A 14,372-nucleotide genomic window follows, 5' to 3' on the forward strand; every position below is an offset into this window, starting at 1 on the left:
CACCGGATTTTTAGATTGTAAGATTTTTAGATTATTTAGATGCCTGTACTATCATATTATATAGTTTATTAATCCGGCAATCTAAAAATCTTACAATCCAAATATCTGGCTGGCTACAAAACTCTTTGCCACCTAAAAAGTATTGCTTACTTTAGGGGTATGAATTTTTTAGCACACATATACCTTTCCGGCAACGACGACGAACTTAAAATAGGCAATTTTATAGCCGATGGTATTCACGGCAAGCCGGACCTGTTTCCTATAGGGGTGCAAAAAGGTATTATACTGCACCGCGCCATAGATACCTTTACAGATGCCCACCCTATATTCAGGCAAGGAACCAAGCGGCTGCATGCTAACTACCACCACTATGCCGGGGTTATAATGGATATTTATTACGATCATTTTTTGGCACAAAATTTTGCCGCTTACAGCGATGTCCCGTTGCATGATTTTGCCGATAATTTTTACAGGCTGCTTGAGGTAAATTATAATATGCTGCCCGAACGCAGCCAGGGCATGCTGCCGCACATGTTTAAGTATAACTGGCTTGTTAGCTATGCAGGTATTGAGGGGATTGCAAGGACGCTTACACAAATGGACAGCCGTACCAAAAACAAATCGAATATGCGTTTTGCCGATAAAGAATTAATTGAGTTTTACAGCGAATATGAAGCCGAATTTACCGAGTTTTTTGAAGAGATGCGCGCGTATGTAAAGGAGAAAACGGCAACATTATAATTATGGATTTCGTTACAGATGCATTTTTGGTACACCTATTTTTTTTGTAGCAACTACAAATTTAAAGCCCCTTAATACAAGAGAAGCCTTAAAAAATATATAAAATGGGCTAAAAAAAATATATAAATAAAGTAACTTAGCGTTTTATTGCAAATCCTAAAAATTTACTTACTAAATGCCCAATCGCATTGTTACTAAAATACGCTTATTTTTAAGGCATAATTTTGCACGTCTTGAGGCGTTTTTTTTTCTTTTAAAAAACCTTTTGCCAGAGCGGCATTTTATATATTTATCCTGTGTTTTTGTAGCAATGACCACTGCCTTTGCAGTTATATTACTTAAAAGTTTTGCGCATAACGTTTTTGTATTAGCTACATACGTAAATAAATACCTTAAACTGCCTTACATAAACAGTATACTCCCCATTGTAGGTATTTTGCTTACGGTACTGGTAGTAAAAAAAATACTCGATGGCAAGATAGAAAAAGGCAGCTCCCGCATACTTGTAGCAGTGGCAAAAAGAGGCGGTATAATGCCCCGCAAGCAAATGTATGCCCAGATAATAACAGCATCGCTTACGGTAGGCCTTGGTGGGTCGGCGGGGCTTGAGTCTCCTATTACTATTACTGGTGCGGCATTAGGATCTAATTTTGCGCGTAAATATAAATTGCATAAAAAAGACAGGATATTGCTCCTTGCCTGTGGCGTGGCAGCAGGTGTTGCAGCAGCATTTAATGCACCCATAGCCGGTGTGCTTTTTGCCATTGAGGTAATACTTACAGATGTTACCATATCTGCCTTTATCCCTATTATGATATCTGCAGCAACCGGGGCGTTAGTGTCTACAATAGTACTTAACGAGGAGGTCCTTCTATCCTTTAAACAACGCGAACTTTTCGATTTTCATAACATACCGTTTTATATACTACTTGGTATCCTCGCCGGGTTTGTATCATTATACCACGCCAAAACGTTCCAGAAGGTAGAGTCTCATTTTAGCAAACTGCGCATTAAAGGCTATCGCAAGGCCATGTATGGGGCTATACCGTTAGCTTTATTAATATTCCTGGTGCCTACCCTTTTTGGCGAGGGTTACGAAACCATAAAAACATTGGCTAACGAAAACCCACAATCACTTTTAGAGAACACACTTCTCGAAGATTTTAAGAGCAATGGCTGGGTGCTGCTTCTTTTTGCAGGCATTACCATGCTTTTAAAAGCTTATGCAACAGGTCTCACGCTTGCCAGTGGCGGTAATGGTGGCAACTTTGCACCCTCACTATTTGTAGGCTCCTACCTTGGCTTTTTTGTGGCTAAGTTTTTTAACCTGCTTGGTATGCATTTACCTATTGGTAATTTTACCATAGTAGGTATGGCCGGCATTTTGAGCGGGTTGTTTCATGCGCCACTAACAGCAATTTTCCTTATTGGCGAAATTACAGGCGGCTACAACCTCATGTTACCCCTCATGATAGTATCTTCTATAAGTTATGCGGTATCTAAACAGTTTGAAACCTACTCTATGGAGGTTAAACACCTTGTAGATAAAGGACAGGTTTTTACATCTAATAAAGACAAAAATATCCTTTCGAGTATCGATATCCTTAATGTGGTTACTACAGATATTCAAACATTTTCGGTAAACCAAAAACCGGAAGATGTTGTAGCCATACTTACTAACTCGCAACAGACTCACTTTGCCGTAACAGACGATAAAAAGAGGCTGATAGGCGTTATTGATTTTGATAACATACGCCATGTAGTATTTAGTGCTTTTAAGATTAAGTACACTAAAATTGAAGAGATGATGACCATTCCTGCCGAAGTTGCCCTTATGGAAGACTCACTCGAAATGATAATGGATAAGTTTGAGATCGCACAGGTTAATTATCTTGTGGTGCTTAAAGATGACCGCTATTACGGCATTATAGAAAAATGTAAAGTACTCGAAGCTTACCGTGGTGTGCTTAAAGAAATGGTAATTGAATAAGCTACCTATGTGTGGCGAATAGACTACAATATTATACTTTACTATGCCTGTACATATTGTAAATGTTTTATATTTGGCACCAAACCACCACCTGCCTCCGCAACCACGTTAATATTAAAGGTATTACTTGTTTTATACAAAAAATTAATTATCGAAGCTTAATAAATCAATGAAAAAGTACTTTCTCCTGCAATTTTTAGTGTTCATTACATTAACCCTCAATGCACAAAATAACAAAGTTTTAGTTACGGGCCCTGACAAAAAACTCGAAGTTACAATTGGCCTTAATGCGCAGGGAAGCCTTTACTACAATGCTGCCTACAATGGTAAGGCCATTCTTGAAGATTCGCCATTAGGATTAATTTCAAACGTTAGTGACTTTAGTAAAAATTTAAAGTTTACAGAAAAAAAAGAATCTGCCATAAATGAGAATTATACGTTAAACCGCACAAAAAAAAGCAACATAAACTATCAGGCCAATGAAATTACCTGTGTATATGAAACGCCAAAAAAAGAAAAAATAGCTATCATATTTCGCGTTAGCAATAACGATATTGCATTTAAATATTACTTAAGCCAAAATGGCGAAACCGCAAGGTGCATTATACAAAAAGAACTTACAGGTTTTAACTTTCCGCAAATAACCACTACGTTTTTAACACCTCAGGCTACCCCTATGATTGGGTGGATGCATACAAAACCAAGCTATGAAGAAGAGTATGTGCCGGATGAGGCTATAGGTACTCCGTCGAAATATAAAGTAGGCTATACATTTCCTGCGCTGTTTCATGTAGGCAATAACGGCTGGGCACTGGTATCTGAAACCGGCGTTAATGGTCTTTACTGTGGCTCTAAACTTAGTGAAGGCACAAAAGATGGGCTTTACAGTATTGCTTTTCCTGAACCGGAAGAAAATAACGGTACAGGCACGGCAAATCCGGCTATAAGTTTGCCCGGCGAGACACCTTGGAGAACGCTGACAATAGGCGAAAACCTGAAACCTATTGTAGAAACTACTGTTGCATTTGACGTTGTTAAGCCTTTGTATAAGCCGGGTATCAATTATAAATTTGGCCGTGCTACATGGAGCTGGCTGGAATGGCAGGATGACAGTGTTGTTTTTGAAGACCAAAAAACGTTTATAGACCTTTCTTCAACTTTAGGATTTGAATTAACCCTGATTGATGGCAACTGGGATAAAAATATAGGGTATGAAAAAATAGGTGAACTGGCTAAATATGCACAGTCAAAAAATGTTGGTCTTTGCCTATGGTATAACTCTAATGGCTTTTGGAATGATGCCCCGCAAACTCCAAAAAATAAAATGAGCAATACAACAGAACGTAAAAAAGAAATGGCATGGATGCAGAGCATAGGCGTAAAAGGCATTAAGGTAGATTTCTTTGGAGGAGATAAACAAGAAACATTTAAGCTGTATGAAGACATTCTAACCGATGCAAATGATTATGGATTAGCCGTTATTTTTCATGGGTGTACCCTACCCCGCGGATGGGAACGCATGTATCCTAATTTTGTGAGCAGTGAGGCTGTGCTTGCTTCAGAGAATCTTATTTTTACACAGGAAGCTAACGATAACGAAGCTTATAATGCATCTTTACACCCGTTTATACGTAACAGTGTAGCATCTATGGATTTTGGCCCTGTGCTGCTCAATAAAAAGCATAACAAAAATAACGACGGCGGTAAAATTCGTAAAACAACAGATATTTTCCAGATAGCAACATCTGTTGTATTTCAGTCTGCGATACAAAACTTTGGTATTGCCCCAAATAATTTAAACGATACTCCTGATTTTGTAATTAATTTTATGAAAACGGTTCCCACCACCTGGGATGAAACCCTCCTCTTAGATGGCTATCCCGGCAAATATTGCCTCATTGCACGACGCAATGGCGACAAATGGTATATAGCAGGCATTAATGCTGAAAAAGATGTGAAAAAAATTAAGATTGACCTTGCTATGCTGGCCAATAAAAACATTTCTTTTTACTTTGATGAGCAAAACAGGCAGCCAAAATTAAAGCAGTTAAAACTGAATAAAAAAGGGCAGGTAACTATAGAAATACAACCATTAGGTGGTGTTATACTTACTAACTAAATATAGAACTCATCCTGACTTTTTCAATTGGCTGCAAATACACTAACTTATTGTAGTGCCAACAGCTAAAAACCTAATTTTAAAGTACCCTTGCATTGTTTGCAAGGGTACTTTTATTTTATATAATGTTTAAAATAAAGCAATAACACCCTAAACTGCTGCTATTGTTACTTATAAATCTTTAAAGCTTCTTTGCTATTTCTACCACTTCAAGATTTTCTATTTTATCGCCGTTTATATCAAACCGCAGCATGGTACGCACCTGATGGAAACCATGTGTGCCTGCCGCCCCCGGATTCATGTGCAGTAAATTATGTTTCTGGTCAAACTGTACTTTAAGTATGTGCGAATGCCCGCAAATAAAAAGTTTTGGTGGGTTAAGCATCATTTCTTCTCTCACTGTGGGATTATATTTACCGGGATAGCCACCTATGTGGGTTATCCATACATCTACGCCCTCGCACATAAAACGATTGTTTAGCGGAAATTCCTGCCTTGCCTTAGCATCATCTATATTACCATAAACGGCACGCAGGGGTTTTTCTGCCTTAATAGCATCAGTCACACTCAGGTCGCCTATATCTCCCGCATGCCATACCTCATCGGCAAGGCGCACATATTTAAGTATGGTATCATCTATATAACTGTGGGTATCGCTAAGCAGGAGAATTTTTGTCATAGTAAAAGTAAAGAGGAACAAAGTTAGTTTATAGTTACAAAGCCTCAAAGTCGCACAGATACAAAGTTTTTTACAGAGACGTTAAATTTAAGGATCATTTACACTTTGCAACTTTGCCTCTCTGCTACTATGCCACTTAAAATTGTATCTTTGTGAAAAATTTAAAGGAACGCTTTGAGGTATTTTATAGAGTTTGCTTATAACGGTAAAAACTACTGCGGATGGCAGTACCAGCCGCACAGCCCATCGGTACAGGAAACGCTTAATAAAGCACTGTCTATGCTGCTTCGCCATAAAATAGATGTTGTGGGTGCAGGCCGTACAGATACCGGTGTACATGCCCGCCAGATGTATGCACACTTTGACCTTGAAGATACTTTTGATGCCGATAAACTTGTACTAAAACTCAACTCTTTTTTACCAAAGGATATTGTTGTGTACCGTTTTATACCCCTGCATGTTGATGCCCATGCCCGTTTTGATGCTACCAGCCGTACCTACGAATACCACCTGCATACCTTTAAGGATGCCTTTGAAAATGAAGGCAGCTATTATCATTTTCAACCTTTAAATGTTGCTAAAATGAACGAGGCAGCCCAACTATTAATGGGCTACACTGATTTTAAATGTTTCTCTAAAACCAATACGGATGTGCGCACGTTCGACTGCAAAATTACCCATGCCAAGTGGGAGCAGCATGGCACCCGCATGGTCTTTACCATAACTGCCGACCGTTTTTTGCGCAATATGGTTCGTGCTATAGTGGGTACTCTTGTAAACGTGGGCCTTGGTAAAATAACTGTAGACTATGTGCGTACCATTATAGAGAGCCGTGACCGCGGTTATGCAGGTGCATCTGTTCCTGCACACGGATTATACCTTACCAAGGTAATTTATCCGTACCTTTAAGCCCTTATAAATCTATGAAAGCCATAAAGAATACCCCAAATAAAAAAACGTCGCCACTTAAAAAAGTAATGGCGTTTGCAACCCCTTACAAAACCCGTTTTATATGGGTTATTGTATTTTCTGTAGCACTGTCTGTTTTTGCAGCACTACGCCCCTACCTGCTTAAAGAAACGGTAGATAATTACCTTATGAACAAAAACATGCCCGGCCTGCTTAAATATGTTGGGCTTATGGGCATTGCTCTTATTCTTGAGGTGGCTGCACAATTTTATTTTGTATACTGGGCTAACTGGCTTGGTCAGGATATTGTAAAAGATATCCGCGAAAAATTGTTTGCACACATAAGCAGTTTCAGGATGAAGTTTTTTGATAACGAAGCTGTTGGCAAACTGGTTACACGTACTGTTTTTGATATAGAGTCGATTGCCAAAATATTTAGCCAGGGACTGTTCATGATTATAAGCGACATGCTTAAAATGCTTGTTATCCTCATAATAATGTTTTACATGAACTGGAAACTTACCATCGTGGTTATGCTTGCCATGCCGCTGCTGGTTATTGCCACACGTATTTTCCAGAAAAAAATGAAAGGCGCTTTTGAAGAAGTGAGAACACAGGTATCTAACCTTAACACCTTTGTACAGGAACGCGTTACCGGCATGAAGATCGTGCAGCTTTTTAACCGTGAAGATATAGAATACGAAAAATTTAAAGGCATCAACAAAAAGCATAACGATGCCTGGTTAAAGAATATATTATACAACTCCATCTTTTTCCCCATTGCCGATATTATATCGTCTTTAACCCTTGGGTTTGTTATATGGTATGGTGGTGTGAGCATATTAGGCGGCGACAGCCTTACCACTCCCGGCGACCTGTTTGCCTACACCATGTTTATAAGCATGCTGTTTAACCCGCTGCGCCAAATTGCAGATAAATTTAACGAGATGCAAATGGGTATTGTAGCATCTGACAGGGTTTTCGAACTGCTGGAAATGCAGGAAGACATACAGAAAAACGGAACCAAAGAGGCATGGCATTTTAAAGGTGAATTAGACTTTAAAGATGTGCGCTTTAGCTACCTCGAAAATGAGGAAGTTATAAAGGGCATTACCCTGCATATTGAAGCCGGAAAAACCATTGCCATAGTGGGTGCTACCGGAGCCGGTAAAAGTACTATAATCAACTTACTAAACCGCTTTTACGAAATAGATAGCGGCACTATAGCCATAGACGGCACTAACATTGACGAATTTACCCTGGACAGCCTTCGCAGGCAAATTGCCATTGTATTGCAGGATGTTTTCCTTTTTGCCGATACTATACTGAATAACATTACCTTAAATGACGCTTCTGTTACCCGCGAAAAGGTAATTGAAGCATCTAAAGCTATTGGCGTTCATAACTTTATTATGAGCCTGCCGGGTGGTTACGATTATAATGTAAAAGAGCGCGGTGTAATGCTATCATCGGGACAGCGGCAGCTTATTGCCTTTTTAAGGGCTTACGTAAGCGACCCGAGTATTTTGATACTGGACGAAGCTACATCATCTATAGACACCTACAGCGAAGAGCTGATACAAAATGCTACCGATGCAGTTACTAAAGGGCGAACCTCTATTGTAATTGCCCACAGGCTTGCAACCATAGTAAACGCTGACAAAATCATTGTAATGGATAAAGGCAAAATTGTGGAAGATGGTACCCACTACGAACTTATAAACCGTGAACAGGGGTATTATAAAAACCTGTACTATTCGCAGTTTGTTGCAGAGAGTGAGGAGAAGTAGTAATCAGTGGTAGCATGCATTATATGTAATGTGATTTTAAATGAAGTATTTCTTTAAATTATTCCTGATCGTTATTGGTGCAGAAATTGCATTACGCCTTTTAATTCTTGTACTTCAGCTACAGGCAATACCACAGCCAATACATTTGTTGGGCAGTATTTTATCAAGCATATCCTGTTTGCCACTTTCGTTAATAGACCGCAGCTTTCCTTACTGGGCAATGGGAAGCATTGGGTTTAGTATTTCATTAATATTTATTACATGGCTAATACATACCGTAATTGTCTTTGTTTTCATCAGATTGATAAAAACATTTGAGAGACGGGATTAAATAATTTTGATAAATGGCAAACTGATGGATGACAATACAAATTATACAACGGGTCCGGAAGACAACCTATTAGGCATTACAGATTACAACCAGATTAATGAACTGGAAACTGAAGGACTTTCATTTGCTGAAATTATAGTTTTTGAACTGAATGCTGAAGACAAAATTACACCTTATATTTTGTTGTCGTTACATAAAACAGCATTTGGACTACTATATGACTGGGCGGGCAAATGGCGAACGATACAGGTTAATATGGGTAAGTTAGAACTTCCTCTTCCTTATCAGGTTCCTAACCTTATATATCAGTTTCTTGATAATTTAAACTTTAAAATAAGCATTGCTAAAACTTTAGACGATCATATAGATTGCCTTACGTATGCACATTACGAATTTGTAAAAATACATCCATTTAATAATGGTAATGGAAGATTAGGCAGGATACTTATGAATATGGTTGCTTTAAAATTTGGCTATCAGCCTATCGAACTCTATAAAAGAGAAGGCGATGCGAGAAAAATTTATATTGATGCGCTTAGACAATCAGATATTGGAAATTTCAATTCTCTACAAAGCCTTATTCGTAAAGAAATCAAGACTTTCTGATTCTCTCTTTCTAATAGTACTCTCAACAATTTCAGAAATTTTTTCTTTAGAAACTTTCTGATTTTCAAGAGCCATGGTAGTATATAGCGTCCTCTCAAGCGTTTCAGATAAAAAAGCCCTGTCCCTTAATTGCGGATATTTTTCGTAGAATTTCATAATTCCTTCATTCTCATAAGTTACCTACAAATTTAAGCAATAAAAATGTAATAACGAAACCATTAAATTATCCTTAGCATTTTCCTATAAGCAAATAAATACTTAATTTCGTACGCACAATTTAAATAGCAAATTATTTTACCATGAAATACGATATTATTGTTTTAGGCAGTGGCCCGGGCGGTTATGTAACAGCTATAAGGGCTTCGCAGTTAGGCTTTAAAGTAGCTATTGTAGAGAAAGAAAGCCTTGGCGGTATTTGCCTTAACTGGGGTTGTATCCCTACAAAAGCATTGCTAAAAAGTGCGCAGGTTTTTGATTACCTTAAGCATGCGGCTGATTACGGCCTTACCGTAAACGAATTTGATAAAGATTTTGGAGCTGTTGTTGCCCGTAGCCGTAATGTTGCCGGCGATATGAGCAAAGGTGTACAGTTCCTTATGAAAAAAAATAAGATAGAAGTTATAATGGGTACCGGTAAGCTTAAACCGGGCAAAAAAATAGACGTTACCGATAAAGACGGTGCTGTTACAGAACTTAGTGCCGACCATATTATTATTGCTACCGGTGCACGCTCGCGCGAATTGCCTAACCTGCCTCAGGATGGTAAAAAAGTAATTGGCTACCGCCAGGCTATGGTATTGCCGGAACAGCCTAAAAGCATGATCGTTGTAGGATCTGGTGCTATAGGTGTAGAGTTTGCTCATTTTTATAACGCTATGGGTACTAAAGTTACCATTGTAGAGTTTATGCCAAACGTTGTTCCTGTAGAGGATGAGGATATCTCTAAACAATTTGAGCGTTCTATTAAAAAAGCAGGCATCACGGTTATGACCAATGCATCTGTAGAGAAAGTAGATACAAGCGGCGAAGGTGTAAAAGCTACCGTTAAAACTGCCAATGGCGAGGAAATCCTTGAAGCTGACATCCTTTTATCGGCTGTGGGTATTAAATCGAACATTGAGAACATAGGCCTTGAAGAAGTGGGTATTGCTACCGACAGGGATAAGGTGCTTGTTAACGCTTTTTACCAAACTAACATACCGGGTTACTACGCCATAGGCGATATCGTTCCGGGCCAGGCGCTTGCCCACGTTGCATCTGCAGAAGGTATTACCTGTGTGGAGAAAATTGCCGGCCTGCATGTAGACCCTATAGATTATGGCAACATACCGGGTTGCACGTATGCTACACCGGAAATTGCATCGGTAGGTTTAACAGAGAAAGCTGCAAGAGAAAAAGGTTACGAGCTTAAAATAGGTAAATTCCCTTTTACAGCTTCCGGTAAAGCTAAAGCTGCAGGTACTCCTGATGGTTTTGTAAAAGTAATTTTTGATGCCAAATATGGCGAATGGTTAGGCTGCCACATGATAGGTGCCGGCGTTACAGATATGATAGCCGAGGCTGTTGTAGCGCGTAAGCTTGAAACTACAGGCCATGAGATAATTAAAACGGTACACCCTCACCCTACCATGAGCGAGGCAGTTATGGAAGCTGCCGCTGCTGCTTATGGCGAGGTTATCCATATCTAATTTTAGATTTTAGATCGCAGATTTCAGATTTGCTTACTCATAATACAATCCGTCCTGAAAAATTTTAGGGCGGATTTTTTTATTTATGATGTTTACTCATTATCTGTTATTGTTTACTTAATTTCTATATTTGGACAAAAATTTTAGATATGATAAAAAGCTACCTTTTACTAATTGTTTTTGTTTCATTTACCGGATTTGCACAAAATAAATTTGGGGTATTTTCGGGTATTACTTACTCCTATCTCGCGGAGGGATTTTCGAAAAAAGTTAACACAGATGATGCCATTGGTTTACAAATAGGCATTGTTTATCAAACGGAATTAACTAAAAAAATTAGTTTCAGGCCCAAGCTCGTATATTCACAACAGGGAGACAGAAAAGCTTCTAAAGGTTACAGCCCTTACACTTTAGATATATCTCAGATAGATTACAAATTAAACTACCTGAACGCGCCGCTCGATTTTAAATTCTGGAATAAAATATATGTTATAGCAGGACCACAGATAGGGTATCTTTTAAGTACCGAAAAGGGAGATATTAACTTTGGTGAACCAAAATCTAAATTTGATCTTGGTTTTAATCTGGGCGGAGGATTTACTATTAACCACCTGTTTTTTGAATTAGGGTTTTATCATGGTGTTACAACAGTATTAGAGTTCCCAAACAGAAGATATATTGCTGACATTAAAAATGGAGTTGGAAAATTTACAGTTGGCTATTCCTTTAATTAGTGTTGAGAAATGTTTGTATCCTAAAAGATTTCACTACATTTTTTTAAAATTTCACGCTATGCATTTACAGCATTATGGCATTCCGCTTTTCTATATTATTTTTTTTTATTGATATTATATTGGAATATGAGAGACAGGTTTAACCAGTACAAGTGTAGCCATCCGGTTAAAAGGACTTACTATAGTGAACTAAATTATTTAAGGTTATAAATTATTAAAGCTATCTGCGATCACATTTTTAATATGTGAAATTAACCCTGAAAACATCCGCTAAAAAATAATACCTTTGCAGTTCAATTTTTCGCAATGAGATTACACAGGAATTTATGTTTTACGGTTATAGACTCGTTAGGTTTTATTTTTAACGATGGAGAGTATGCCGATAAGGTTGTAGCCCGTGCCCTTAAAAAAGACAAGCGCTGGGGCAGTGCCGACCGCAAGTTTGTAGCCGAGACAATTTATGAAATTGTACGCTGGAAACGCCTTTATGTAGAGATAGCCGAGGTTAAGGAACCTTTTGACAGAGATAACATTTGGCGTGTATTTGCCGTATGGGCTGTGCTTCGCGGCATTACCCTGCCCGACTGGAAGTATTTTGAAGACACCCCTGTGCGCCGCATTAAAGGCCGCTTTGACGAGCTTTCTAAAATAAGAAAATATCGTGAATCTATCCCTGACTGGATGGATGAACTGGGTGTTAAAGAACTTGGCGAAGCTAAATGGGAAAAAGAACTTACTGCCCAAAACGAGCAGGCAAAAGTTATACTTAGGGTTAATACCCTTAAAACCACACGCGAAAAATTAAGAGCCATACTTATGGACCTTAATATAGATACCGAGGTGATGAAGGAATATCCTGATGCACTTATACTTAAAGAGCGTGCCAATGTATTTATGACCGATGCCTTTAAGGAAGGCTTTTTTGAAGTTCAGGATGCATCATCGCAAATGGTGGCGCGTTTTCTTGAGGTTGAGCCTGGCATGCGCGTGGTAGATACCTGCGCCGGTGCCGGCGGCAAGACCCTGCACATGGCTGCCCTTATGGAAAATAAAGGCCAGCTTATTGCTATGGATTTGTATGAAAGCAAGCTTAAACAGCTTAAAATACGTGCAAAACGCGACAGCGCTTTTAATATTGAGTACCGTATTATAGACAGCACTAAAGTTATTAAAAAGTTACATGAAAAGGCCGACCGTGTGCTTATAGATGCTCCATGCAGCGGCCTGGGTGTTATGAAACGTAACCCCGACAGTAAGTGGAAACTGCAACCGGAATTTATAGATAACATCAGGAAAACGCAGGCCGAAGTATTAGAAAACTACAGCAAAATAGTAAAGCCGGGCGGTAAACTTGTATATGCCACCTGCTCTATTTTACCATCTGAAAATGAGCAACAGGTTAAACATTTCTTAACTACAGAGATAGGTAAAGAGTTTACTTTTGTAAAAGAAAATAAAGTGCTGGCATCAGAATCCGGGTTTGACGGATTTTATATGGCACTTATGGAACGAAAAAAATAACATAGTAGCTTACAGATGTTAAATTTAGTAAGGGTGTTTATAAACTTGCTACATTTGCCCTCTTATTAATTTACAAAATGAAAAAAAATTACTCTTTATTATTGGTATTGCTTACTACTGCTGTATTTGGACAGATACCGGCAAATTATTACAATACCGCAACGGGTACAGGCTACGCATTAAAAACGCAGCTTCATAACATTATTGACGGCCATACAGACAGGGGATATGCAGGTTTATATGTTACCTACACCACTTCTGACAAAGATTTTTATTATGAAAATAACGGTACCCTTTTAGATATTTATTCTGAAATTCCTTCCGGAGAAGACTCTTATGAGTATACTTATGGCAGTGACCAACAGGATGACGGTTCTCTTGGCACCGCGGAAGGGCAAAGGTTTAACAGGGAACACATTGTGCCGCAGTCTTATTTTGCATCTGCACTACCCATGTATGCCGATGCACACTTTATTGTGCCTACAGATAAGTATGTAAATGGACAACGTGGTAATTTTCCGTTTGGAAAAGTAAATATGGCTACCTTAACTACAACTAACGGTTCTAAAAAAGGGGCAAACCTTAATTCAGGATACTCGGCAGGTTATACGGCTACGGTTTTTGAACCTATTGATGAATTTAAAGGAGATGTTGCCCGCATGATTTTATACTTTGTAACACGTTACCAGGGGCAGTTAAGCGGGTTCTATTCCTCTACAAATGTTTCTTCAACACAGTCTAAAGCAATGTTTGACGGTACCGAGGACCATGCCTTATCTAATACATTTTTAAACATCTTACTTACATGGCATGCAAATGACCCGGTAAGCCAGAGAGAGTTAGATAGGAATAACGCCATTTACAGACGCCAAAGTAACAGAAACCCATACATAGACCACCCTGAATATGCAGCACAGATATGGGGCGAAGTTGCAGGTCTTAACACATTTGCAGCTAACACAGTTACAGTATACCCTAATCCTGCGGTAAACCACGAGGTAAACATATATTCAGAGTCACCTCTGGAAAATATAGAAGTTATTAACCTTAACGGCCAGCTTATACAAAGTATACAAAAGCCACAGGCAACAAGTAATGCATACATTGTAAAAAACCTTTCTCAGGGCTTTTACATGCTAAGGGCAACATCAGGAAACCAAACGGTTACAAAGAAAATTATAGTTAACTAATTAGCTGAAATATTTTATTTAAACCTCCCAACCGGGAGGTTTTTTTATGGCTATATGTTAGCGATTTAGTTATA

At 38.7% G+C, this 14,372-nt stretch carries 11 protein-coding genes; 10 read left to right on the top strand and 1 reads right to left on the bottom strand.

The annotated features are described in order from the left end of the window. Positions 1-159: 159 nt before the first annotated feature. The 3 genes from F565_RS0103255 (at position 160) to F565_RS0103270 (ending at position 4,850) form a co-directional block, all read left to right on the top strand. Positions 160-741: an acyl carrier protein phosphodiesterase gene (locus F565_RS0103255; protein WP_020211765.1), complete on the top strand. Its 582-nt coding sequence runs from the start codon at positions 160-162 to the stop codon at positions 739-741. Positions 742-916: 175 nt separating this feature from the next. Then, positions 917-2,731: a chloride channel protein gene (locus F565_RS0103260; RefSeq protein ID WP_020211766.1), complete on the top strand. Its 1,815-nt coding sequence runs from the start codon at positions 917-919 to the stop codon at positions 2,729-2,731. A gap of 169 nt (positions 2,732-2,900) precedes the next feature. Beyond that, entirely contained in the window at positions 2,901-4,850 is a 1,950-nt protein-coding gene (locus F565_RS0103270) for a glycoside hydrolase family 97 protein (protein ID WP_020211768.1), read from the top strand. A gap of 181 nt (positions 4,851-5,031) precedes the next feature. Here F565_RS0103270 and F565_RS0103275 read toward each other — a convergent pair whose 3' ends face one another. After that, positions 5,032-5,529: a metallophosphoesterase family protein gene (locus F565_RS0103275; protein WP_020211769.1), complete on the bottom strand. Its 498-nt coding sequence runs from the start codon at positions 5,527-5,529 to the stop codon at positions 5,032-5,034. Positions 5,530-5,703: 174 nt separating this feature from the next. Between F565_RS0103275 and truA the strand changes: the two genes are divergently transcribed. From truA to F565_RS0103310, 7 genes are all read left to right on the top strand, one after another. Then, positions 5,704-6,438 carry a tRNA pseudouridine(38-40) synthase TruA gene (gene truA, locus F565_RS0103280; RefSeq protein ID WP_020211770.1) on the top strand — a complete coding sequence of 245 codons (735 nt, stop codon included), beginning with the start codon at positions 5,704-5,706 and terminating at the stop codon, positions 6,436-6,438. A gap of 68 nt (positions 6,439-6,506) precedes the next feature. Next, positions 6,507-8,228, top strand: a complete 1,722-nt coding sequence (locus F565_RS0103285; protein ID WP_394362539.1) for an ABC transporter ATP-binding protein — start codon at positions 6,507-6,509, stop codon at positions 8,226-8,228. 355 nt (positions 8,229-8,583) lie between these two features. Next, positions 8,584-9,165, top strand: coding sequence for a Fic/DOC family protein (locus tag F565_RS0103290; RefSeq protein WP_020211772.1), 582 nt, complete (start codon positions 8,584-8,586; stop codon positions 9,163-9,165). Positions 9,166-9,464: 299 nt separating this feature from the next. Then, positions 9,465-10,853 carry a dihydrolipoyl dehydrogenase gene (gene lpdA / locus F565_RS0103295; protein ID WP_020211773.1) on the top strand — a complete coding sequence of 463 codons (1,389 nt, stop codon included), beginning with the start codon at positions 9,465-9,467 and terminating at the stop codon, positions 10,851-10,853. Positions 10,854-11,002: 149 nt separating this feature from the next. Continuing rightward, a complete protein-coding gene (locus F565_RS0103300) occupies positions 11,003-11,587 on the top strand; it encodes an outer membrane beta-barrel protein (RefSeq protein ID WP_020211774.1) in 585 nt (194 codons plus the stop codon). Positions 11,588-11,893: 306 nt separating this feature from the next. Further along, positions 11,894-13,108: an RsmB/NOP family class I SAM-dependent RNA methyltransferase gene (locus F565_RS0103305; protein WP_020211775.1), complete on the top strand. Its 1,215-nt coding sequence runs from the start codon at positions 11,894-11,896 to the stop codon at positions 13,106-13,108. Positions 13,109-13,185: 77 nt separating this feature from the next. Next, positions 13,186-14,298 (top strand): endonuclease, encoded by a 1,113-nt coding sequence (locus F565_RS0103310; RefSeq protein WP_020211776.1) that lies wholly within the window; start codon positions 13,186-13,188, stop codon positions 14,296-14,298. Positions 14,299-14,372: the final 74 nt, after the last annotated feature.

It is taken from the genome of Flavobacterium rivuli WB 3.3-2 = DSM 21788, from assembly GCF_000378485.1.
In the GTDB taxonomy this organism is placed as follows: Bacteria; Bacteroidota; Bacteroidia; order Flavobacteriales; family Flavobacteriaceae; genus Flavobacterium; species Flavobacterium rivuli.

Coding starts and splice junctions, on each gene's coding strand:
- F565_RS0103255 (WP_020211765.1), top strand. CDS start 160: ATGAATTTTTTAGCACACATATACCTTTCCGGCAACGACGACGAACTT.
- F565_RS0103260 (WP_020211766.1), top strand. CDS start 917: ATGCCCAATCGCATTGTTACTAAAATACGCTTATTTTTAAGGCATAAT.
- F565_RS0103270 (WP_020211768.1), top strand. CDS start 2,901: ATGAAAAAGTACTTTCTCCTGCAATTTTTAGTGTTCATTACATTAACC.
- F565_RS0103275 (WP_020211769.1), bottom strand. CDS start 5,529: ATGACAAAAATTCTCCTGCTTAGCGATACCCACAGTTATATAGATGAT.
- F565_RS0103285 (WP_394362539.1), top strand. CDS start 6,507: ATGGCGTTTGCAACCCCTTACAAAACCCGTTTTATATGGGTTATTGTA.
- F565_RS0103290 (WP_020211772.1), top strand. CDS start 8,584: ATGGATGACAATACAAATTATACAACGGGTCCGGAAGACAACCTATTA.
- lpdA (WP_020211773.1), top strand. CDS start 9,465: ATGAAATACGATATTATTGTTTTAGGCAGTGGCCCGGGCGGTTATGTA.
- F565_RS0103300 (WP_020211774.1), top strand. CDS start 11,003: ATGATAAAAAGCTACCTTTTACTAATTGTTTTTGTTTCATTTACCGGA.
- F565_RS0103305 (WP_020211775.1), top strand. CDS start 11,894: ATGAGATTACACAGGAATTTATGTTTTACGGTTATAGACTCGTTAGGT.
- F565_RS0103310 (WP_020211776.1), top strand. CDS start 13,186: ATGAAAAAAAATTACTCTTTATTATTGGTATTGCTTACTACTGCTGTA.